This is a genomic window from Flavobacterium sp. K77 (assembly GCF_021608205.1).
Lineage (GTDB): Bacteria > Bacteroidota > Bacteroidia > Flavobacteriales > Flavobacteriaceae > Flavobacterium > Flavobacterium turcicum.
The window spans coordinates 19,770-43,452 of the sequence record NZ_JAKIHO010000006.1; the positions used below are offsets into that span (position 1 = coordinate 19,770).

Annotated in this window: 13 protein-coding genes; 2 read left to right on the plus strand and 11 right to left on the minus strand. The window is 35.6% G+C overall.

Features of this window, described 5'->3' with window-relative positions; all coding sequences use genetic code 11:
- Nucleotides 1–158 precede the first annotated feature (158 nt).
- From L1S34_RS11365 to panB, 7 genes are all read right to left on the minus strand, one after another.
- The gene (locus L1S34_RS11365; RefSeq protein WP_236364113.1) at nucleotides 159–1,448 is read right to left on the minus strand and encodes a DEAD/DEAH box helicase; all 1,290 of its coding nucleotides are present in this window, start codon (nucleotides 1,446–1,448) and stop codon (nucleotides 159–161) included.
- A gap of 192 nt (nucleotides 1,449–1,640) precedes the next feature.
- Nucleotides 1,641–2,501 (minus strand): KPN_02809 family neutral zinc metallopeptidase, encoded by an 861-nt coding sequence (gene ypfJ, locus L1S34_RS11370; protein ID WP_236364114.1) that lies wholly within the window; start codon nucleotides 2,499–2,501, stop codon nucleotides 1,641–1,643.
- 47 nt (nucleotides 2,502–2,548) lie between these two features.
- The gene (locus tag L1S34_RS11375; RefSeq protein WP_236364115.1) at nucleotides 2,549–6,559 is read right to left on the minus strand and encodes a PAS domain S-box protein; all 4,011 of its coding nucleotides are present in this window, start codon (nucleotides 6,557–6,559) and stop codon (nucleotides 2,549–2,551) included.
- Nucleotides 6,560–6,739: 180 nt separating this feature from the next.
- Nucleotides 6,740–7,534 (minus strand): hypothetical protein, encoded by a 795-nt coding sequence (locus L1S34_RS11380; protein ID WP_236364116.1) that lies wholly within the window; start codon nucleotides 7,532–7,534, stop codon nucleotides 6,740–6,742.
- Nucleotides 7,535–7,680: 146 nt separating this feature from the next.
- Entirely contained in the window at nucleotides 7,681–9,009 is a 1,329-nt protein-coding gene (locus L1S34_RS11385) for an aldehyde dehydrogenase (RefSeq protein WP_236364117.1), read from the minus strand.
- 128 nt (nucleotides 9,010–9,137) lie between these two features.
- Complete coding sequence (locus L1S34_RS11390) at nucleotides 9,138–9,827, minus strand: RluA family pseudouridine synthase (RefSeq protein ID WP_236364118.1); 690 nt, start codon at nucleotides 9,825–9,827, stop codon at nucleotides 9,138–9,140.
- A 27-nt stretch (nucleotides 9,828–9,854) separates the two neighbouring features.
- Nucleotides 9,855–10,673, minus strand: a complete 819-nt coding sequence (gene panB / locus L1S34_RS11395; protein WP_236364119.1) for a 3-methyl-2-oxobutanoate hydroxymethyltransferase — start codon at nucleotides 10,671–10,673, stop codon at nucleotides 9,855–9,857.
- Nucleotides 10,674–10,773: 100 nt separating this feature from the next.
- On the opposite strand from panB, the gene L1S34_RS11400 reads away from it, so the two are divergent.
- On the plus strand, nucleotides 10,774–11,217 hold the full coding sequence (locus L1S34_RS11400; protein ID WP_236364120.1) for a nuclear transport factor 2 family protein: 444 nt from the start codon (nucleotides 10,774–10,776) through the stop codon (nucleotides 11,215–11,217).
- Nucleotides 11,218–11,270: 53 nt separating this feature from the next.
- On the opposite strand, the gene L1S34_RS11405 is transcribed toward L1S34_RS11400, so the two are convergent.
- Nucleotides 11,271–12,698 (minus strand): L-serine ammonia-lyase, encoded by a 1,428-nt coding sequence (locus L1S34_RS11405; RefSeq protein WP_236364121.1) that lies wholly within the window; start codon nucleotides 12,696–12,698, stop codon nucleotides 11,271–11,273.
- Between the two features lie 235 nt (nucleotides 12,699–12,933).
- On the opposite strand from L1S34_RS11405, the gene L1S34_RS11410 reads away from it, so the two are divergent.
- Nucleotides 12,934–15,441 (plus strand): M14 family zinc carboxypeptidase, encoded by a 2,508-nt coding sequence (locus L1S34_RS11410; protein ID WP_236364122.1) that lies wholly within the window; start codon nucleotides 12,934–12,936, stop codon nucleotides 15,439–15,441.
- 63 nt (nucleotides 15,442–15,504) lie between these two features.
- Here L1S34_RS11410 and tamL read toward each other — a convergent pair whose 3' ends face one another.
- The 3 genes from tamL to L1S34_RS11425 form a co-directional block, all read right to left on the minus strand.
- Nucleotides 15,505–17,796, minus strand: coding sequence for a translocation and assembly module lipoprotein TamL (gene tamL, locus L1S34_RS11415; RefSeq protein WP_236364123.1), 2,292 nt, complete (start codon nucleotides 17,794–17,796; stop codon nucleotides 15,505–15,507).
- Nucleotides 17,797–17,800: 4 nt separating this feature from the next.
- Nucleotides 17,801–22,789 (minus strand): translocation/assembly module TamB domain-containing protein, encoded by a 4,989-nt coding sequence (locus L1S34_RS11420; RefSeq protein WP_236364124.1) that lies wholly within the window; start codon nucleotides 22,787–22,789, stop codon nucleotides 17,801–17,803.
- A gap of 363 nt (nucleotides 22,790–23,152) precedes the next feature.
- A complete protein-coding gene (locus L1S34_RS11425; RefSeq protein ID WP_166133634.1) occupies nucleotides 23,153–23,590 on the minus strand; it encodes an acyl-CoA thioesterase in 438 nt (145 codons plus the stop codon).
- Between the last annotated feature and the right edge of the window lie 93 nt (nucleotides 23,591–23,683).

Sequence of the window (23,683 nt, forward strand, 5' to 3'; positions counted from 1 at the left end):
CGTAAATGAAAGTAGTTTTGATTTTAATTTTGAAAGATAAACGTGATTTTAGCCCCGATTGAAGTGTAAATCCTCTCGATTTTTCTCGGGAGATTGCAATGGAAAGCGGGACAAGTTAGGATCTGAAATGAGATTTTCTGCTCCTAAAACAACCAATATTAGTTAGATGAACGTCTTTCGTTATTTTGTTTAGGTTTTCGTGGTCCAAAGCTATTTGAGCTTGTACGTTTACTAGCATCAGCTTTAGGTTGCTTTGGTGTGGAATTGCGTTGCGGTCTGCCTTGCCCTTGTTTAATAGGAGCGGTAGATGCATTTGGGTCGGCCTCAAAACCTGGAATTTGCTCTTTAGGCAAGCGCAATCCAATTAGTTTTTCGATATCTCTTAAAAATTGTGTTTCGTCAGGACTAAACAATGAAATAGCTTCGCCGCTGGCACCCGCGCGACCTGTACGACCAATGCGGTGTACATAATCTTCAGGAATATTTGGCAATTCGAAGTTAACTACGTGCGGTAATAATGGAATATCGAGTCCTCTTGCAGCAATATCGGTTGCTACAAGCACTGCGACAGTTCCTTTTTTAAAGCCGTCTAAAGCCTTTGTTCGTGCACCTTGTCCTTTGTTTCCATGGATGGCAGCAGCTACAATTCCGGCTTTGTTCATGCTCTCGCACAATTTATTGGCACCTTGTTTGGTGCGCGTAAAAACGAGTGTTTGTTTCCAATTACCCTCCGAAATCAATTTGATGATTAATTCGGTTTTTTTCTCTTTGGCTGCAGGATATATTTTTTGAGCAATTGCTTCAACAGTTGTGTTTTCAGGAGTTGCCTCAACATGAACGGGTTGGTGTAAAATACCCATTGCTAGTTTTTTGATATCTGGAGAAAACGTGGCTGAGAATAATAAGTTTTGTCTTTTGGCAGGAATGATTTTTAAAATTCGCTCAATGTCTCTTAAAAATCCCATGTCGAGCATGCGATCAGCCTCATCTAGTACAAGGATTTCAATTTTATTCAAGCTTATTAAACCTTGATTGTTTAAATCGATCAATCGTCCTGGGGTTGCAACCAAAATATCAACGCCTTGGCGTAATTGAGTTACTTGCGGATTTTGATTTACTCCACCAAAAATCACGGCACTTTTTAAGTCTAAAAAGATGCTGTACTCTTTAATATTTGCTAAAATTTGAGCTGCTAATTCACGTGTTGGTGTAAGTATTAGCGCTCTAATTGGGCGGTTACGGAGTTGTACTCCTTGAGCGAGCGTATGTAAAATTGGCAATGTAAATCCAGCTGTTTTTCCGGTACCGGTTTGAGCTGAGGCTAATACATCTTTTCCATCTAAAATGGGTGGAATTGCTTTTTGTTGTATTGGTGAAGGGGTAGTGTAACCTTTTTTGCTGATCGCTTTGAGTAGCTCATCAGATAATCCTAACGATTTGAATGACATATATGGTTTTTACGAAGTATTTACATAAAAAAATACTTCTTTTAATTGTGCGCGAAGGTACTGCTAATTTTTTGATATGCTGGTTTATAGCGAACATTACTTATTTTTTGTAATCTTTTAACTATAATATTGTTTTTTTAGTAAAAAAAAATAGGGTCGAACCCTATCTTTCTTTTTAATTCATTAAGACCTTTATAGTTCTTCGAAAGTATTTCCCTGTCTAATGTCACCACTTTTATAGCCTTTCATAAACCATTGTTTACGTTGCGCGGAAGTACCGTGTGTGAATGATTCTGGAACGATATGCCCTTGAATTTTCGACTGAATTGCATCGTCGCCTACGGCATGTGCAGCGCTAAGTGCATCATCTAGGTCTCCCTCTTCAAGGAAGTTTTTCATATTTTGATTGTAATGTGTCCATAGACCGGCATAAAAATCAGCTTGCAACTCGAGAGCTACTGATAATTTGTTTGCTTCGGCTTGACTTTTTCCTTGTTGCATTTGTCGCATCTTGGCTGATGTACCCAATAAGGTTTGTACATGGTGTCCTATTTCATGCGCAATTACGTAGGCTGTTGCAAAATCGCCTCCTTGAGCACCAAATTTGGTTTTTAGATCATTAAAGAAGGTCAAGTCCATATAAACTTTTTGGTCAGCAGGGCAGTAAAAAGGTCCTGACGCTGATGTCGCACTTCCACACTCCGTATCTACAGCATCTGAAAATAAAACCACAGTTGGTTCTTTGTATTGTAAGTTGTTTTCTTGAAAAATTTTGGTCCAAACATCCTCAGTGTCAGTTATAATCGCATCTACCATTTTGCCCTCTGTAAGCTCAGCTTGCGTAAGGTCTCTTTGCTCGGTTGGCGCACTTTGACCGCCTTGATTTAATTGTTCTAATATAGGAGTTAGCATTTGCGCATTTTCACCACCAAAAGTATTTAATAGAAGAATTATAATTCCTATTATTCCTCCGCCAACAATTGTTTTACCACCAGAAGACATTCCTCTGCGGTCTTCAAGATTTCCGCTTTCGCGTCTGCCACTCCATTTCATAAGTTTTAATTTAACTGTTACTTTTTTTTATTTAATTTCTGTTTTTGTTACGCTTGTTGCCATTTGAAAAACGTTTCCTCGACAATGCCTTTAATGATTGGTTTTGGTATATAATCGTTCATTCCGGCTTTTAGGCAGTTGTCTCTTTCTTGTTTTTCGGTTCCGGCAGTGATTGCAATAATAGGTACCTGTTTGCCTGATTCTAATTTTCGTATTTGTTCTGTGGCTTCGTAACCATTCATGATTGGCATTTGGATATCCATAAATACAAAATCAGGTTTCCATTTTTCAAATTGCTCTACAGCTTGTGATCCATTTGCGGCTTCGTGAATTGTAGTAGGAAAGGAAAGGTTTTTTAAAATTGTTTTTAATAACAGCATATTTACTTTATTGTCCTCTACAATTAGTATGGTTGCCATTTTTGAGCTTATTTTATTTTTTACAACCATGTCTTTTATGGTGTTAAAATCAGTATCAAAGAGACTTTCGCTAACAATAATTTCAGAGCAAGTTTGTAATTTTATGTCAAAATAAAAGGTACTACCTTTTTTGGAAGTGCTTTCGAGCTGCAACTTGCTATTCATTAGTCCAAGTAACTGGTTAGATATGGTAAGTCCTAAACCAGTTCCTCCAAATTTTCTTGTTGTAGATCCGTCTTCTTGTGAAAAAGCACGAAAGATTTTCTTTTTATTTTCGTCCAATATTCCTATTCCTGTATCCTTTACTGCAAAGCGAATAGTAGCGCTACCATCCTGAAGAGGGTTGAGCATTTTTACTTCTAATTTGATACTTCCTTTTTCAGTAAATTTTACTGCATTGGCTAATAGGTTAATCAAAATTTGTTTTAGTCGAACACTATCCAACAAGAAGAATTTTGGCAAATCCTCTGCGATATCCAATTGTAATGCTAACTTTTTTTGATTAGACTCAATTAAAATTAAATCAATCACTTGATGTAAAAGTTCGATAATGTTGCATTTTTCGACGTACAACTCTAGTTTTCCAGCCTCAATTTTCGAAAAATCCAGAATGTCGTTGATGATATCAAGCAAAGAGTGTGCAGACTGACTAATGGTTTTCATGTACTTACTTTGAGTAGGTCCTAGCGTCGTTTTCATGAGCAGATCTGTAAAGCCGATAATACCATTAAGAGGTGTTCGTATTTCATGGCTCATATTGGCTAAGAACTCTGATTTTGCCTTGTTGGCCGCTTCAGCCAGCTCTTTTTCTTGAATTGCGGTTTCAGCAATTACACGCTCAGTGATATCAATAAAAATTCCTTCTAAAAAAGCAATTTTGTCATTTTTGTAGATGGCATCTCCAAATTCTTCAACCCAAACTACGCGATTTTCTTTATGGATAATGCGGTATGTTTGTCGAATAGACTTTTTATTTTCAATTGCTTCTTTTTGCTCGTTAATCGTTTTCATTTTATCCTCCGGATGAATGAGATCGATAAACGATAATTCATTATTTAAAAAAGCAGATTTTGGATATCCTGTTAATTTTTCTACTTCATCGTTTATGTAAATTTTAGTATTGTTCTCATCGTAGTTTGACAAATATACCGTTCCAGGTATGTTGTTAGCTAAGGAACGAAATTTCTCTTCACTTTCATAAATGGCGGTTTCATTGGTAATGCGTTCTATAGAAGAGGCAATATTACGCGCCAAGGTTTTTAAAATGGTTACCTCGTCTTCGCTCCAATAGCGCTCAGTTACTGTATCATCAAAGCCTAAAAAGCCTTGGAATTTATCTTTAATGAAAACTGGAAATAATATTAGCGATTTTACATCAACACCCTCTAGTTTTTGGCGAAGCGATTTATTTTCGATATGCGAAATAGTAGCCTCGTAAATTTCGTTATTTAATAACGGAATTAAAAGATCTTCAAATTCTGAATGAGGTATGTTTTGAAGTCTTGGGTTGGTTGCGGTTAATTTATCGTTTTGTACAAACCAACGGTGCTTTTGACTAATTAATCCTGTTTCTTGATTGTGTTCGTAGTAATAAGATCGATGGGATTTGGTTGCTTTACCCATAATGATCAAAGCATCTTCAAAGATATCGTTGAGATTAGTAGAATTTAAGAAATTTTCGGTACACAAAGCCATTGCAGACAAAAGTTCACTTTTGTACGCGAGTTTACCTTCTGTTTCAAAGCGGCTTTGTGAAATAATATTTAGAGCAATAATATCTGCAATTGTTTTAGCGAAACTGATATCTTCGTTGTCCCATTTTATTTTATAATGGGTCGATTCTAAACATAAAATAGCAAACAATTCACCGTTTAAAATTAGCGGAATATCTAGAAGTGATTTTATATTATGTTTTGTGAAATATTCGGCATTAAGTTCTTTTAAGCTTTTCTTTTTAAGAACATTGGATGCACAAATTTGTTTCCGAGTAGTTAATTTCTCAAAGTATAAAGGGAAATTTTCTTGGTATAATACTTCACCTTTGCTGAAGCAATTTCGATCTAATTCGAACAAACTTTCACAAATAATTTTGTCTTTTTCATATTTCCAGTAACTTACCCTGTTACATTTCATGACTTTAGCGGCAGTCTCAATAATTTGATTTATACCAAGCTCAAGGTTAGTATAGCTACTAAAATTGGTTGTAGATAGTTTTGTTATGGTTTTGTTGTATTCGTCTAATTTTTTCTGTCGCGTTTTGGTATTGAATTCAATTTCTTTGAACTTTGTAATATCTCTGGCGATACCTGAGTAAGCAATAATTTTACCTTGCTCGTTACGACGAATAATTACTTTTTGCGATACCCACAATTCATCGCCATTGCTTTTAATCATTGGGAATTCAACGGTAGGGAAAAAACTTTTATCAGTTGTGTTATTTAAATAATAATCAGTCATGGAAGATTCAAAGTCCTTACGTATGAAATCAGTAAAATAACTACCAATTATTTGTTCTTTTTTGTATCCTAAAGCTTTGATAGAGAATTCGTTTACAAATACAAACTGCCCCCTGTTATTTACTTCATAAATTAAATCAATTGCGTTTTGAATGAGGTTTTCATATTGATTTTGCATTTCCATCTCATGAGTAACATCTTGGCCAATTCCAATGATGAGGTCATCCGAAAATTTTTTGTCATTCCACCTAATGATCTTGTAATCTCCATTTTTACACTTGAGTCGGCGTGTAAATACGCGATCTACTTGAAATTTTTTGTGATAATCTTCGCCATAAAACTCCGTATCCTCAGTTAATTTCCAATAACCTAAGCCCATTACTTGATCTACAGAATATCCTAAAATAGTTTCAACATTTTCACTACAAAATACGATTTCACCTTTAATATTCGTTGCTAAAATTAACGAGTTCCCTTTGTTAATAATTTGGTTGTTAAAATTGAGTTTGTTTTTTAAATTTAAAATAGAAAGCTGTCTTATGTAATTAACCACCACAACTGCTATGCAATAATTGAATAAAATGATGGCAGTGTTTATAGGAATGATTTCAAAAACCATTAATACAAGCAAGAAAATGAAAACAATTGCTACTAAAGTCCAATACCATTTTTGTGGCTTTACTATAGAATACGAGAAGAAAAAAGCAGTAACAAATGCAATAGAAGGAATGATATCAGGAGAGTATAAAATGATATTTCGAGCAATGTAAACTAGAGCTATTAAGAATAATACTCGGAAAATTTTCTCTCCATTCCGGTAAATAAAATCATTTTTTTTGCTTAAAAAATAAAGTCCCAAAAAGAAAATACCTATGAAAGAATTTGTAGCTAACAAGCTGGAATCTCTTATTTCAAAAATTTCAAAGCTAATTTCTAGAAAAGGAATTATAATTCCAATAAACAAAAAATAAAGCTGGTATTCCTCACTTTTTGAGTCTTTTACAGAATTTCTTTTGATGAAATCGGGAAAAAGAAGCTGTGTGATTTTTGAAAATTTGAAAATAATCAAAAACAATAGAAGTAAAATAAAAGGATTAAGAATGCGGAATAAATTATTATTCATCGCAAGTTTATCAATGAATGAGACAGGGACAGCACTCGCAAGCACAGATATCTCTTCCATCAAGGAATTTTTTAATTGTAAAGCTGCTATAGTTTTACAAGCGTAAGTCATGATTTGTTTTGGCTTTAATTCAATAAAATTTGAAAAGTACTTCTAATTTGATTGAAAATTAAGTAATTTTTTAATAAGAACCAAAACAAGTAATCGGTCTGTTTTGGTTCTTATTAAAAAAAAACTTTTCTAGCCATTATACTCTAAATCTTCAGGAGTTTCAATACCTATTATTTCTTTGTAAACTACGTAGTATAATGAATATATAAAAGGAATCGTAAACACAATTCCAATACAACATCCCAATAATCCGATACAAATTGCAATCGAGCTTACTACAATTAATCCTAAAAGAATCAATGGCTGTTTAGAGGCCACAAGTACACTAGCCTTAATTGCTTCAATAGCTTTTAAGTTGCCAAAAATAATGAAAGGGACTGTTAAAAAGGTAAAAAGCGAAATTATCATTGATAAAACGGAGCTTAAAAAAGGAATTTGAAAATAGGCAATGGTGTTTTGCGTTACTGAGCCTACTATAGCCAATAATATTGTAGCTACTAAGAGTTCAGTAAAATAGGGTGCTTTATAATATTGAAACATAGTGGCAATACCAAATTCTTCATCTTTGTCAGCGCTTTGTGCCATTTTTGTTAAACCAGCTGGAAAAGGACATGTAATAGCAGCAATAAATACTGTTGCGACAGAAACATATAGTAAAATTTCCAGAGGTAAAGTTTCTAATTGTAAATTTTCTGGTTTTAAAATGGCTTTTAATTCAGGAAATCCAATAAAAGCAATGGCTATTCCGAAAAGAACTAAACTAAAAAGAGTAAAAAACACAAAAATCATTAAACCTCCATACCAGGCAATTTTTTTATAGTTTTCTATGGTATTGTTGAATACGGTTCCAAAATCAAGTTCGTATCCTTGTTCTTTGATTTCGGCTAGACGTTTTTTTGTGTACGTGCTGGAGGTTGTTTGCATCGGTTTGGTTTTAGATTGTTATGTTTTAATAGTCGCATTTTTTGTAAAAAGTTTCATTTTTTGTTTTAAATAATTTTATGAATCTACTACTTCTTCAAATATTATTTATCATAAAAAGATTGTGCGGCTCCGAATATTTTGTGCAACTACATCCATTTTAGTAGTTTGCGAATGGTTTTTAATTTTTCTTTATAAGGTGCGTAGCGCAGCGGTAGATCAAGCCAAGTTCCTCTTTTTACGATCGATTTTTGATGGGAGAAAATATCAAAACTTAGCTTTCCGTGATAAGCGCCCATCCCGGAATGTCCTACACCACCGAATGGAAGCCTCTCGTTTACCAAATGCACCACTGTGTCATTGATGCAACCGCCTCCAAAAGAATGATTTTGCAAAACATAATCAACATATTTTTTGTTTTCAGAAAACAAATAGAGTGCAAGCGGTTTTTCGTAACTGTTGATAATTTGATCTACTTCAGAAATATTAGAGTAGGAGATTATTGGAAGTATTGGACCAAAAATCTCCTCTGTCATTAGCAAACTATCTTTTTTGGGTTCGTCAACTAATGTTGGAGCTACGTAAAAACTATTTTTGTCCGATTGTCCTCCAAAAAGTATCGATTGGTTTTCGAGGAGTTGTAGTTGTCGTTCCCAATTTTTTTGGTTGATAATGCGAGCGTAATCTGGAGACTCTTTTGGATTTTCGCCCAATGCCGCAATAATTTCAAAACGCAGCGCCTCAATCAATTGCTGTTTAACAGATTCATGTACCAAAACATAATCAGGTGCTACGCAAGTTTGGCCAGCATTTACAATTTTTCCCCAAACAATTCTTCGTGCACTAATTTTAATATTGGCGGTTTCATCAACAATGCAGGGACTTTTACCTCCCAACTCTAGCGTAACTGGTGTAAGATGTTGTGCTGCCGCCGTGGCAACTATTTTACCTACTGCCACACTACCCGTAAAAAAGATGTAATCCCATCGTTTTTCTAATAAATCTGCTGCTACTTTGGCATCACCAGTAACTACTACGACATGTTGTACGGTAAAAGTTAAACGAACAATTTTAGCAATTATAGCAGCGGTATTTGGTGTGAGTTCTGAGGGTTTTAGTGTAACAGCATTACCCGCGGCTACAGCTGCAACAAGCGGACAAAAAGCAAGTTGAAAAGGATAGTTCCAAGGAGACAAAATTAAAACATGTCCGTAAGGTTCGCTGTAGATGTAGTCAGATGAAGGAAAGTTGAGTAAGGAAGTGCGAACTTTTTTAGGTTTGGTATAAGAGTCAAAATTTTTGATCGTTGCTTTAAGGTCACTAATAACATAATTTGTTTCGGTTAAAACAGCTTCAAAGTCGGGTTTTTTAAAATCATCATATAGGGCTTTAATAATTTCGTCTTCGTGTTGCGTAATTACGTCAAGCAATTTTTTTAACGATTCTTTTCGGTACTCTAGATCGGTTTTATATTTCATCAGATGATTTTATTTTAAAAGTACAATTTAATTAGTTCAAAGCCAATTTTGATTTTAATAAAAAAGCGAGCTGTCATAGCTCGCCGTATTTGGTTTTCGTGTCTCTAAAATTAGAAGGAATGGGTTTTTTAAATGGCATTCCAAATTACATCATCGGGTGTTGGAGCAATAATTTCTAGTTTTTCTTTTGTAACCGGATGGTCAAAAACTAATTTCCTGGCATGCAAATGAATTCCTCCATCGGGATTGCTGCGGTCAAAACCATATTTTAAATCACCTTTGATAGGAGAACCAATTGCAGATAATTGGGCGCGAATTTGATGGTGTCTCCCGGTGTGCAAATTAATTTCAAGGGCACAATAATTATTAAGTTCTTTTATGATTGTATAATCTAAACTGGCCAATTTACTGTCGGGTACTTCTTTTAAATGTACTTTAGAAGTATTGTTTTTTTCGGTTCTTTTCAAGTAGTGCACCAATTTGTCATGGCTTTTTTGCGGTTTGTTTTTAACCACACACCAATAGGTTTTTTGAGTTTCACGATTGCTAAACAATTCGTTCATTCTGCTCAATGCCTTACTGGTTTTTGCAAAAACTACAATCCCTGTAGTTGGGCGGTCCAAACGATGAACAACTCCTAGAAACACAGCACCTGGCTTATTGTACTTTTCTTTGATATATTCTTTAACAACATCTGGTAAGGGTTTGTCTCCGGTTTTGTCACCTTGAACAAGATCTCCTACACGTTTATTAACAACAATAAGATGGTTGTCTTCGTGCAGAATTTGAAGGTTGCTTTTATTGGATATTATTTTCATTCGGATTTCCCAGTAGGGGATTAGGGCTTAATATTGTTCGCTAGCGTTTGGAAAATCAGACGATTTTACATCGGCCACATATTGTCCAATGGCTTTCGTCATTCCTTCGTAAAGGTTCATATAGCGACGTAAAAAACGAGGACTGAATTCATTATTCATACCCAACATGTCGTGAATAACCAATACTTGACCGTCTACACCACCACCAGCACCAATACCAATTACAGGAATCGATATACTTTGCGCTACTTTTTCAGCTAAGTGCGCAGGAATTTTTTCTAAAACCAAAGCAAAACATCCTAGACGCTCTAATAATTTGGCGTCTTCGATTAATTTATCTGCTTCTTCTTCTTCTTTTGCACGAACTGTATACGTACCAAATTTATAGATAGATTGCGGTGTAAGACCTAAATGTCCCATCACCGGAATTCCAGCATGTAGTATTTTTTTAATCGAATCTTTAATCTCGTGACCGCCTTCTAATTTTACAGCGTGACCACCACTTTCCTTCATGATTCGGATAGCAGAGCGTAATGCTTCTTTTGGGTCTGATTGGTAACTTCCAAAAGGCAAATCAACCACAACTAAGGCTCTTTCAATAGCTCTCACTACTGATGAGGCGTGGTAAATCATTTGATCTAACGTAATTGGTAAAGTCGTTTCGTGACCTGCCATAACATTTGATGCTGAATCTCCAACTAAAATAACGTCAATACCAGCAGTATCAACAATTTTGGCCATGGTATAATCATAAGCGGTAAGCATCGAGATTTTCTCGCCATTGGCTTTCATCTCGATCAATGATTTTGTTGTGATGCGTTTGTAATCTTTTTTTGCTACAGACATAATTCTTTTATTTGAGGCGGTAAAGGTACTAAAATGAATATTTTTTAATCAAAAATGTAACACTAAGTTTGTAAAAGTACTAATTATAAAAATGGAAGATATGAAGCGTATAGTTACCGTAATGATTTTGTGCTTTTTTGTGGGAAGTTTGCAAGCACAGGAACAAGAAAAAGAAAAAGTAAAAACTACAATAATTCAGTTTTTTGAGTCTTTTCATGCCAAAGACACGGCACAACTCAAAACATTTTGTCACCCTAAAATGCTCATGCAATCCATAGCAGAAAAGCTGACAACTGCAACGGTAACTGCTGATGGCGTGGCCAGTTTTATGAAATCGATTGCTTCAATTCCAGCGGGAATGGCCTTTAAGGAGGAGTTAAAAGGATTTCATATTCAAGTAAATGGCGCTATGGCACATGCTTGGACGCCTTATGTTTTTTCGGTGAATGGCAAACTGAGTCATACTGGTATTAACGCTTTCACTTTCGTGAAAAATGCTGATACTTGGCAAATTGTGCACCTGATTGATACTCGCAAAAAATAGAGTTTATCGAATCATTTGGGCTGAAGGTCTAACAAAATGATAGGATCATCATTTTAACAGTCGGCCATATTTACTGCAATGGCAAGACCGCCTTCGGATGTTTCTTTGTATTTGTTGTTCATGTCTTTAGCTGTTTGCCACATGGTATCGACCACTTTGTCTAACGGTACTTTTGCATTTTTAGGATCGGTTTGCAAGGCAAGTTCAGCGGCATTGATCGCTTTTATGGCGCCCATAGTATTGCGCTCAATACACGGAATTTGAACCAATCCGCCAATTGGGTCGCAGGTAAGTCCCAAGTGATGTTCCATCGCTATTTCAGCAGCCATCAAAACTTGTTCTGGAGTTCCGCCCATTACCTCGCACAAAGCGGCTGCGGCCATCGCTGATGATACGCCAATTTCTGCTTGACAGCCTCCCATTGCTGCTGATATTGTAGATCCTTTTTTGAAAATACTTCCAATTTCACCCGCAACCATCAAAAATTGTTTAATTTCCTTGTTACCTGCTTGATGATTTTCAATGACCAAATAATACATCAATACGGCTGGAATTACTCCTGCGCTACCATTAGTAGGAGCCGTAACTACACGTCCGAGTGCAGCGTTTACCTCATTTACCGCAAGGGCAAAAGTAGAAACCCATTGCAAAATTTGTCTGAATTTAACTTCGGTTTTTCTGATTTCTTCCAACCAAGTTTGTGGCGAATTATAGTTAGATAAACCAATTAAATTTTGGTGCATGTCGAAAGCACGACGACGTACATTCAGTCCTCCGGGTAATATACCTTCTGAATGGCAACCAATATACATACATTCTAACATGGTATGCCAAATGCGCAATAACTCGTGATCAATGATATCTTCGCTTCGCATTGATTTTTCATTCTCGTAAACAATCTCTGAGATCGATTTGTTTTCCTGACGGCAAATGGCTAATAATTCGGTTGCTTTGTCAATAGGATAGGGGAAGGAGCATTTTATCTTTAATTTTTCCTTGGCAATTACACGTTCTTCCTTTACTACAAATCCGCCACCAATGGAGTAAAAGGTGGAAGCATACTCTTTTTCATCGCTCAAATAGGCAGTAAAAGTGAGCGCATTGGCATGAAAAGGTAAAAAGTTTTTATTGAAAACTATGTCTTGTAAAAAGTAAAATGGAATATTTTTTTCGTCACCCAACAACAATGTATTCGTGTTTTCGATGCTTTGAATGATGCTGTTGATGTTGGCAATCGGAATATACTCTGGATCTTGTCCGCTTAACCCAAGCATCACGGCAAGGTCAGTAGCGTGTCCTTTTCCCGTTAGCGAAAGAGATCCGTATAAATCGATTTTGATTCGCGTTACTTCTGTAAAAATAGTTGCTTCACGAAGTTCTGTCAAAAAACGCTCTGCCGCTCTCCACGGGCCTAAAGTGTGAGAACTCGATGGGCCAACGCCAATTTTTAACATGTCAAAAACAGAGATACATTCTTCCATTTGTAGTGTGATTTTGTTGCTTGCAAATATAATAGAATGTGGCAATGATGCTAGTTAAAAATTAAATATTATTGTTTTTTTAGTAATGATTGTCGCTGTATTATCAGTATTTGATAAAAAATAGTTGATTTTGATGGATGTATAATGAGTTATTCAAAGCTACTTTTTCGGTTCAAAATAGTTTGTGGATAATACACTAAATGGCTATTTTTGAGGCATAACTAATTGAAACAATATGAAAAAAACTATTTTTTCTTTCGGACTACTGCTTGCTTTTGTCTGGAATATGCAGGCGCAAGTTCAAAGTCCTTCGGAATTTTTACCTCTTTATGGGAAACAAATTTCATACTACCACCAAGTAGAAAATTATTTCAAACATTTAACCGAAAAATCTCCTCTGATTAAACATCAAAAGTATGGAGTAACTGCTGAGCAACGCGATTTGAGTGTTTATTTTATCTCCTCAGAAGAAAATTTATCGCAATTAGATGCTATCAGAAATAATAATCTTGCAGCTATTGGTATGTCAGCCAATCGTACTGCAAGTATTGGCGATAAATTGATTGTTTGGTTGAGTTTTAACGTACACGGAAACGAGTTTGCGGGAACTGAAAGTGCCATGACAGTGGCTTATGAATTACTCAATCCAAGTAATGCAACCACTAAAAAATGGTTAGAAAACACGATCGTTATTCTTGATCCTTGTATTAATCCAGACGGATATTCAAGATATGGAAATTGGTTACGCGAAATATCTGGAAAGCAAACGCACCCTGAATTATCAGATAGAGAACACATGGAAGCTTGGCCAGGCGGGCGCTACAATCATTATATGTTCGATTTGAATCGTGATTGGGCTTGGCAAACGCAAATTGAGTCGCAGCAACGCATAGCGCTCTACAACCAATGGATGCCGCAAGTACATACCGATGTGCACGAAATGGGGTATGATTCTCCTTATTTTTTCCCGCCATCAGCAGAACCTTTGCACGAATACATTGAACCCTATCAAAAAGATTTTCATGCTACTTTAGGCCAAAATATCTCAAAGAAATTCGATGCCCAAAACTGGATGTACAATACAAGTGAGCGTTTTGATTTGTTTTATCCTAGTTATGGAGATACTTATCCAACCTACAACGGTGCAGTTGGAATGACGATGGAGCAGGGTGGAATAGGCGCAGGACGTGCAGTATTGATGAGTAATGGAACTGTTTTAACTATAAAAGATCGTTTAACCCATCATGCCACTGCAGTCTTAACGGTGGTAGAATCAGCAGCAGGGCAAGCAGATGTTTTATTGAAAGGCTTTAGAGGTTTTATGAATAATTCTCGTAAAACGGTAAAAGGGAATTACAAAACTTATGTCTTAAAGCAAAACCCTAAATTAGTACAACTAGCCGATTTGCTCGTTAAAAACAATATCGAGTACAGCTATGCAGCAGGTTCTCAAAAAGCAACAGGGTTTGATTATTACACAAAATCCGATAAGGCTTTTTCGGTAGAGCCAAATGATATGATTGTAAAAGTGGACCAGCAAAAGGCAGTTTTTGCACAAGTTTTATTTGAACCGAATCAAAAATTAAACGATAGTTTATCCTATGATATCACTGCGTGGGCACTTCCGTTAGCTTACGGAGTTCAGGGTTATGCTTTAAAAAACAACCTTCTTGTTCCCACAAAAAAGAGTATTGAAAACGCTGAAAAAGTAGTTCCAAAACAGGTATATGCTTTTTATATTCCGTGGAATAACAGGGTTTCAGCACAAGTTTTGTCTGCATTGCATCAAAAAAATATCAAAGTGCGTTCAGCCATGAAAAAAGCTGTTTTTGGTGATGTTGTGGTGGAGCCGGGTGGATTGATTGTGACCAAAACAGATAATATCAAAATGGCTGATTTTGAAAATACCGTTTCTAATATTATCAAAGTTAAGAACGATTACAATTTTATACAAACGGGATATTCATCTAATGCGAAAGATATTGGTGGAGAAAATTTCGTTTTGTTACGAGCGCCAAAAGTAGCTTTGTTATCAGGAAAAGGAGTTTCAAGTACTGAGTTTGGTGCCGCGTGGTATTATATGCAAGAAACAATTGGTTATCCTGTGAGTGTTGTCGAGACTGCTAATTTCAATAGAGTGAACTGGAACAGCTATACTACTTTAATATTAGCTGATGGTTATTATTCCTTGTCGGAAGAGCAACAAAAAAAATTAGCCGAGTGGGTTTCCAATGGTGGAAAAGTAATTGCAATGAACAATGCGCTTTCTCTATTTGATGGTAAAGAAAATTTCGCTCTTACGCCTTTTGCCACTGATGAAGAAAAAGAAAATGCAGCGAAAGCCGATGACGAAGCCGAACTAAAAGAGCGTTTTTTGGATTTTCAAGATGCAGAACGTAGATCGATTTCAAAATCAATTCCGGGTGCAATTATTGAAAATGTATTAAACAAAACACATCCGTTGGCTTTTGGTTTGGGCGACAAATATTTTAGTTTGCGTACCGATGACAGACATTATTCGTTGTTAAAAGGAGCAACAAATGTGGTTTACGTACCTAAAGATTTTAAAAGTTATGGCTTTGTTGGAAGTAATATTCGCAAAAAATTAGACAACACGGTAAGTTTTGCTGTTGATTATAAAGGAAACGGAACCGTTATTTATATGGTTGATAATCCTTTGTTTAGAGGTTTTTGGGAAAACGGAAACTTACTGTTCAGCAATGCTTTGTTCTTGGTAAATTAAACCAACTCTAATTCAAATAAAAAAGAGCATCATTACAAAATGATGCTCTTTTTTTATGCTTGTTTAAAAAGGATATCCAATGGCTAGATTGAAGATGAGGTTTTCTTTGCGCCAAGTTCCATTTCCGAAATTGATTTGATCTAAAACCCAACGATTTCCTGAGGGTAAATTCGGTTTTCGCAAAGGAAAAGCAAAATCGGTTCGCAAAACTAGAAATGAAAAATCAAATCTTAGTCCGGCTCCGGCACCTACTGCGAGTTCACTCATGAAATTCTTGGTAAACTTAGCTCCTGGCTTGTCGCTATTTTCGTTTAACAACCAGATATTTCCAGCATCTACAAAAAGAGCTCCTTTTACGGGACCATAAATTTGTGCTCGATACTCCGTGTTAAACTCAAGTTTGATATCTCCTGATTGATCAGGTAAAAAGGCATTGCTGTTTGTAGTTGATCCATCAAAACTTCCTGGGCCAATTGAGCGCGCTCTAAAAGCACGCAAACTGTTTGTGCCACCAATAAAAAATTGTTTGATAAACGGCATTTCTCTCGAGTTTCCATAAGCGTAACCTACACCTGCAATTACTCTTGTAGCCAATTGCGACTCGCGACCCAATTTATAATAATGTCTAAAATCATTTTCAATTTTTATAAACTGACTGAACGGAACATTAAAGATAGATATGGTATCTCCTTTTTGAATGTTTGCACCCGTTGCTAAACCTGCAATATTCCCTGCCAAGTCAATACTTCCTTTGTAATAAAAAGTGTTTTTCTTCCTTTTTTGCATCGTATTGGTGTACGTGTACGAATAGGTAGGACCAAAAATAAGCTGCTTTTCGATAACTTTTTCTAGAGTAGGGTTGCTAGCAATTTGTTGTAAATAAAGATCGGTTACGTTTTGAGGACTTGCATAGGTAATCTCTGAAATTTGCAAAACGTGTTCTTTGCGTTCGTTTTCTTTCCACAAATAACCAAACGAACCTTTAAATGTTTGCAAAGAGTACAAATTGGTTCTGTTTTGAAATTCGTAACCAAGTGTTGCTTTTGTTTTTGGTACAAAGCCAGTTGGCGCTTTTAGTTTAAATGGTGATATCAATCGTGGCCAAATTAAATTAGCTTCGGTTCCCACACGATATACATTAAAACCGTTATTTTGCCCTGATACTTGAACTTCGACACCTCCAAAAGCAGAGACTGTCAGTAATTCGGCTCCACGAAAAGTGTTTCGGTTACTCCAATTCAAGTTGAGTTCTGTACCTGTATAGTTCGCAGAATTGGTTTTACCAAGAAGTTCCAACTGCAAAGATTTTCTTGGCAAAGGAGTGAGGTAATAATACGCGTCAAGATAGTTAGCTGTAGTATCTGAAACTGTGAATTGATTTTTTACGAATTTAAAAGTACCCAAATTCACCAATCTATTTAAAGATAAATTATGATTAGTACGATTGTATAAATCGTCTTTTTTAAAGTAAAGTGCTCTGTCGAAAATGCGTGGTTTGAATAAATTTGTAGAATCAATAATAGTTAAATCATTGTATTTCGTGATAGAATCTGCTGACTGTTTGATGCTATTTGGACCAATAGAAAAATTGGGATAAACGATTATTTTGTTTATTTTGTATGGCGTTAAGGCTAATTTTGGCGTAGCTTCTTTGATTTTTACAATTAAATCAACTTGATTTTTGGCTACAGTGCTATCCACTTGCACTAAGATATAATCTGGATTAAAATAGTAAAACCCTTTTTCTTTTAAGCGGCTGTCAATACGAATGCGTTCCTCTTTTATAACCTCTAAGCTGTATGGTTTATTGATTTTTAAAAGGCTACGGCGCATCGCAGCGTTTACTGCTTTACCAATTGCAGAAGAGTCGGTTGGGAATTTTACAGATTTAATCGTATACGGTTTCCCCGGTTTAACGGTATACCTAATACTAGCTAGTTTGCCTTTCGTGGTAGAGTCGGCTGTAACTCGTGTTGTAAAAAATCCTGAATTTTCACTATAATTTTGCAGCACATTTTTGGTGTATTCAGGATCTACTTGGCTGTAAAGTACGGGCGCTTGTCCTGCTTTGTTTTTCAGCCAATACCTGAAACCCTTTTCTTTTTTTGGATTACCCGCAAAAGCGTAAAGGTATAATCTTGGTCGCATACCAAAAAAACTTGCGTTTGGTTTTGGACGTACCAAATCTTCTAGACTATTTTTTAGTAATTTTTGATCTTCCTTTGAGGTGGCGGTATCTTTTACCATTACTTTAGCGCCAGTGTATAAAAGTTCACCTTCGGGTAAAAATTGTGTACCGCTGCAAGCAGATAGCAAAAATAGGCAAAGTACCAATGGTAAATAATGACTCTTCATGTTGTTATTTTTTTGGTGTTGCTTTTTTTGATTTTTCTTTTGGTGCTTGACTCTTTTTAAACAATTCGCTGAATTTATTGTAATCCATCGTAATTACAAATGAAACACCAGTTTCAATGACTTCACCCTGCAGTGCTACTTGGTATTTGTTTACTCGATAGGCGCGCGCTTTGTATCTTCCATCTTTTGATATCTGATAATCAAGAGCTACGTCACCTGCAATATTGCTTGCGTTTTGGTTGGCTTGCTGAGATCCTTCGAGGCCAAAACTACTTCCAACTGTTACTTTTAAACGGTCGTTTAACAATTTTTTCGAAATCCCTACACTTAAATCGGTTTTGTTTTCACGCTGGCCGGTGGTGAAATCTTCGGAAGTATTTAAGTCAAAGTTGAGTTCAACACCTTGAATTAAATCGCCTGCTAAATTGTTCAATTGTTGCGATAAAAGTTTACTAGCACTCTCTCTAGCCAAAGCCGAAACTGAGGTGCCGCCATTTTCGCTGGCAAATGGATTTTCACCAATGAAACGATTCAAAAGCAAAAGCGCAAAAACTTGCTTATTCAATTCGTCCTGCTGCGTTCTAATCTGTGCTAATTTGGCTTGAGTCGAATTGATAATTTCGGTAGCCACATTATTATTGCCATCTGGCAAAACAATATCAAAAGAGATAGTTGGTTGTAGCAATTCGCCATTCATTTTAAGCTCGGTTTCAAACGGAATTTTCTCTTTGTAGGTGTTGCGAACTGATGCACTTACATCGCCCAATTGATCATTAACCAAATCAATAGGAGCGGCCTCAGTTTTGTATACTGCAGTGATGTTAATATCAGCTGTTGTTGGCTCGCCTGTCCATAAAATATAGCTTCCTGATTTGATATCGAATTTCCTTTTGATGGCGTTAAAATTCATTTCATAACTTCCTTCAGAAAGTTCGTAGCGGCCCGTTAAACTGGTTTTTCCTGATGGATCAATACCGCCGTTTAATTGTGCCTCACCTTTAAGTTTTAAGAAATCACCGTTTGCTTTATCGATAATAATTGAAAGTTCAGCGTCTTTATCAACCTCGATATTTACCGATGCGTTAATTCCTTTTACCTCAGTGCTGCTGCTAAATTCTTGTAGTGCGATTGCTGTTGCAGCTTTTGGTTTGTCCTGATCAATAAATTCAACAATGCCTTCGCGGTCGGCGATCGATGGGTCTGATTGTGGTAAAACAATGTTAAATTTGGTGTCTTTGTTAATTTTAACTGTCCCTTCAATTTGCGGGCTGTCTAATGTTCCGCTAATTTGTAATTGGTTGTCAAGATACAATTCACCATAATACAAATCGTTATCTTTGGCTTTCGAGTTGACAGCTTTAAAGTTTTTAGCATCGATGGCTAAATCAAATCCCATATTAGTGAGGTTGCTAATGTCTATTTTGCCGTCAATAATAAGGTCATTCTCTTTTTCATCTTTGATTGTAAAGCGATTCAGTACAACAGTATTGGGTGTGAAAGTAATTTTATCATTGATTTTTTGAAACTTAGCGTTCAAGGGTTTCACTGTAAAACCAACAGAGTTAAATTGTACTTCTCCTAAAAGTTCAGGTTGTGAGGTGTTTCCTTTTAGATTCAATTGACCCGATAGAAAGCCATTGCTTTCAGTTAAATTACCTAATGTAAAGCCTTGAATACTTTTTAATTGTAACGCTTTTAGATCGATATTCAAGTCAAAAGTACTGTTTAGGGCATTGTATATTCCCTTCAATTCCGCTTGATTCTCTTGACCACTTATTTCAATATTGGCGTTATATTGATTGGCTATTGCGTTATCAATTTTAATTTGCAGGTTACCAACGGTATCTTTTTTAAAGGTTAGATTCTGAACATCCAAATCAGAAGTAAAAAGTGGACTTGGTGTGTTGATTGTAACCTTTGCTGAACCATTAATTTTACCGCTCAATTGCAAGTCGTTTTTCTCAACAAAACTTGTAATTGTACTGATGTCAAAATCATTAAATTCTAGTTGCAAAGGTGCATTTTCGGTATTTGGTTCCGATTGAATTTGTATCCCGCTTCCGTTTTTATTCAAGTTAAAATCGGTAATCAATAGTCCTTTTTTACCAAAACGAATGCGATTACGGTTGGCAATTTCCCAAGGTTCGTAATTCAAAACGAAACGATTACTATCGAGAGACAGTTCTTGATTACCATTTATAGCAACTAATTCTCCTGTCAAAAGGTAGCGTTCTTTATCTTTCTTATCTTTTAATTGTAATAGGTATTCGACAGTATTATTTTTCACACTGCCTTTCAATTCTGTATGAGGCAATTCTAAAGCGCTGTTTTGGATGTCATCCACCAAAAACTCATACACTAAAGCTTGATTTTGGGTGTCAACCTTTAGAGCAGCATTAGTAACGGTTACACCTGCATATACCATTTTTGGAACGGTTCCTTGCATTATAATTGTATCGTTAACCGAATTGTATCGACCTGATAATGCAATTGGCTCTAGACTTTTAAGATCTGGTAGCAATTGAAATAAGATAGGATGATCTAGTAGGGCTACTTTAAAATCAAAGTTCTGTGGTGCTGTATTTTTTTTCTTTTGAACAGGATTTGTAGTGTAGTAAGCAGCGATTGATTGGGATAAAGCTGTTCCTAATTGTGATAACGAAAAACGTCCATTTACAGCAGCATTCATAAATGGTGCTTTCAATTCTATAACATTGCTTTGCGCTGTAGATTTTGCTGTAACTTGAATAGAATCAATTACAAATTGCTCTTTTGCATTTGTAATTTCAATATTTTGTGCCACAATTGTTCCGTTCAGAAAATCTAAATTTGCCGACTGGATATCAGCATCTACAAAGCCTCTTAGTTTTAAAGGACCTGCATGCAGATTTAATTTTTCAAGATCGGCAATATCCATATTGAGCTTGATTTTCCCAGTTGGATATTTGTCTCTAAAACTTCCCGAGCTCAACATGGTGAAATTCAAATTAGGATCTTTTGCCGTGGCAGTTGCTTGAAATAATCCTTTTTTGATAGCGCCTTTTAAAGCAATGTTTTTGTAATTGTATTTATTAAAATATGCTTTTACAACATTGGCATTTAATGCCGCTGTTGCAGTTTTTGGATTAAAACCAGTTCCTTTTACATTGGCAGTAGCACTTATTTTACCAATAGAATCGTTTTTTAGTAGTTTCCCTAAGTCAAAATTTACAAAGGTAGCTTGCGCTTGGTACTGTTCCGCGTTTTTTCTTCTTTGATCCAAACTAGCATTTACTTTTGCGATTCCCATGCTGCTATTTAAATTGAGCATTGTTTTGAAAGACTGAATTGTTCCTTTAAAAGTACCATTTAAGCTCAATAGTGCCGGGAGTTGAATCGTATTTGGAATTATGCCTTTTGGAGCAAACGAATAAATATCTTTTGCTGTTGTTTTAAACTCTTTAATCTTCAAGTCGAAAACCGCTTTTTCCATGTCTGGTAAGCCTTTTACTATACCACTTGCAGCTAATTTGGTACTGCCAATTCCGCTAACCTCAAGTGAGGGAATTACCAAATTTTTAAGTTTTCCTTTTACGGCACCATCAATCAAGATAATAGCTTTGGGATTGGTTTTAAACGGTGGATTACTGGCTAATGCAGGTGCTAAAATCAAAATATCTTGAGCACCCAAACGACTCTTTTTAAGACGCGCGATGACACTTAAATCTCCCAGATTTTTAGATAGTGCTTCAAGCGAAGGATAGCCAACTTGAATTTCATCGCGAAGCTCAGTAGTTGGGGTTTTTAGATAGAGATTTTTGATAAATGAATTCTTTTTTCCATAAAAGAAGTTTCCTTTCAAAGATTGAATGTTTAAACCACTTTTATCTTTAATTGTAAGTTTGGTAAGGTCTCCTGAAATGTTTTCTGGATTGTAGTTTAAAGATTCTAAATCCATATTAAAGTTGCGCAAGTGCAAGTGGTTGTAATCAATGCCTTTTGCAACATGAGCCGCGTTATTGTTATTAAATTTAAAATCAATGCGCTGCAAAGCTGTTTTCTTTATTTTGATTTCCCAACCCGTTGTTGCAGCTACTTCTTGAACTTTTTCTACTTTTTGTGTGGTATTTTTATCCAGGGCTAATTCTCCTTCAACTCCGGTTAATTCAACGCTTTCAAGAATTGCAAATTGGTTGTTGAGGTCAAATTTATCAATTGTTGCGAGCAGTTTTTTAAAGTAAAATTGAGTATTGATTTTGTTGTTTTCATCCGCATACGCTACTTTAATTTTACCAAAATCCAATACGCCTAGTTTTAATTGCAAAGGCGTTGCTGGATTCGAATTGTTAGCATCAATTTTTGTATTGCTAGGAGCTGATTTCCCTTGTTTGTAAAGAACTGCTAACCCATTTATTTTAATTTTTGGAACGTCAAAATCCATCTTTTCCAAATCAAACTTTTTGATGGTCGTTTGAAAATGATTGATTTTGGTATTTAGTTCATTGTTGGCAGACGCATCTTTGTAGCGCAATTGAATACGGTCAAGCGCAATAGACTCCACCGAAAATGTCATTGGTGTGCTATTTTTATCTTCTTTTTTTGGAGGTGATGCAAATGCTTGAGTAATATAATCAAAGTTAAATACGCCATTTTTTGACCTAGAAATATTAGCTGTGATTCCTTCGAGTGCGATACTATTAATTTCGACTTTATTGCGTAACAATTGAAACATACTGATATCAACCGCAAGTTTTTCGCCAGCTAAAAGGGTATCTTTTTTTTGGTCTTCAAAGTAAACGCCTTGCAAGATTACATTTTTGGGAAAACCAATTGAGAGATGCTCAATTTTTACTTTCGTTTTAATTTTGTCTTGCAAATAAACTACGGCTTTGTCTTTGGCATAAAGCTGAACAGAAGGAATTTGAATGACAATCAAAAGCAGTAGAAAAAGGGTAAATAAACCACCCAAAATCCATAATGCGATTTTTAAACTTTTTTGTAAGTATTTTTTCAAACGTAGCAATTTAAATTTAAACCAACTATTAGTTGCAATTTTGCAGTCCTGATGAGAACTCAATTGTTACAAAGGTCGCTAATTTGCCTTACAATTGCTTATAAAACTTTTGTTTAAAATTGTATAATTTCTCTTTTCGCCAAAGCATTAGTTTTTACTTTAAAATTTGAACAAAAATATTTTTAATAAGAAATTAGTTTTGAGAGGCTTTTAACTAGAAGCACCGAAATGTTTTTTGAAAATAGACTGAATAAGAAGGTCAATAAAAAACTAGGAAAATTTTATAATAATCCTCCTAGTTTTGTAGGTACGCAAACCTTGTTTCCTTTAAAATAGGTTTAAAAGAGAGCGTTATAATTTGAATTATTTTGTTGAGAAATTATCGCTTTTAGGAAAAATACTCAAAGCTTGCATAGCCAATTCTGGAGTAGGAGAGGCCAGTTTACGCAGTTTTACATCCATCCAAGCGCCATCAACGGTTATGGTTGCGCACACTTGATCTTGCTCGTTTTTGAATTCGTGAATGATAGACCAGCGGGAGCCATCTTCATTAACTTTTGAGGTTTTGGTATGCATGACAATGCGATCCGAAAGTTTGATTTCTTTTCTGAATACGCATTCTTCTCTAAATAAAATAGGACCAAAACCTTGCGCTTGCATGACTCTCATAGTCAACCCCAAGCTTTCTAAAATTTCAATTCGATGTTGTGCACCAAAATCATAATAAGCACTATGGCGAACATGAAAATTAGGATCAAGATCAGACCATCTAAAGGATAATTCTTTGGTAAATGAATTCATTTTTGGTGTTTTAAAGTATAAAATATATTTGTTGCTAAATTGCAAAAAAAGATTGACAATTTCTTGTGGTTTTTGACGAAAAATGAGCTGTGG

Coding starts and splice junctions, on each gene's coding strand:
- L1S34_RS11365 (WP_236364113.1), bottom strand. CDS start 1,448: ATGTCATTCAAATCGTTAGGATTATCTGATGAGCTACTCAAAGCGATC.
- ypfJ (WP_236364114.1), bottom strand. CDS start 2,501: ATGAAATGGAGTGGCAGACGCGAAAGCGGAAATCTTGAAGACCGCAGA.
- L1S34_RS11375 (WP_236364115.1), bottom strand. CDS start 6,559: ATGGAAGAGATATCTGTGCTTGCGAGTGCTGTCCCTGTCTCATTCATT.
- L1S34_RS11380 (WP_236364116.1), bottom strand. CDS start 7,534: ATGCAAACAACCTCCAGCACGTACACAAAAAAACGTCTAGCCGAAATC.
- L1S34_RS11385 (WP_236364117.1), bottom strand. CDS start 9,009: ATGAAATATAAAACCGATCTAGAGTACCGAAAAGAATCGTTAAAAAAA.
- L1S34_RS11390 (WP_236364118.1), bottom strand. CDS start 9,827: ATGAAAATAATATCCAATAAAAGCAACCTTCAAATTCTGCACGAAGAC.
- panB (WP_236364119.1), bottom strand. CDS start 10,673: ATGTCTGTAGCAAAAAAAGATTACAAACGCATCACAACAAAATCATTG.
- L1S34_RS11400 (WP_236364120.1), top strand. CDS start 10,774: ATGAAGCGTATAGTTACCGTAATGATTTTGTGCTTTTTTGTGGGAAGT.
- L1S34_RS11405 (WP_236364121.1), bottom strand. CDS start 12,698: ATGGAAGAATGTATCTCTGTTTTTGACATGTTAAAAATTGGCGTTGGC.
- L1S34_RS11410 (WP_236364122.1), top strand. CDS start 12,934: ATGAAAAAAACTATTTTTTCTTTCGGACTACTGCTTGCTTTTGTCTGG.
- tamL (WP_236364123.1), bottom strand. CDS start 17,796: ATGAAGAGTCATTATTTACCATTGGTACTTTGCCTATTTTTGCTATCT.
- L1S34_RS11425 (WP_166133634.1), bottom strand. CDS start 23,590: ATGAATTCATTTACCAAAGAATTATCCTTTAGATGGTCTGATCTTGAT.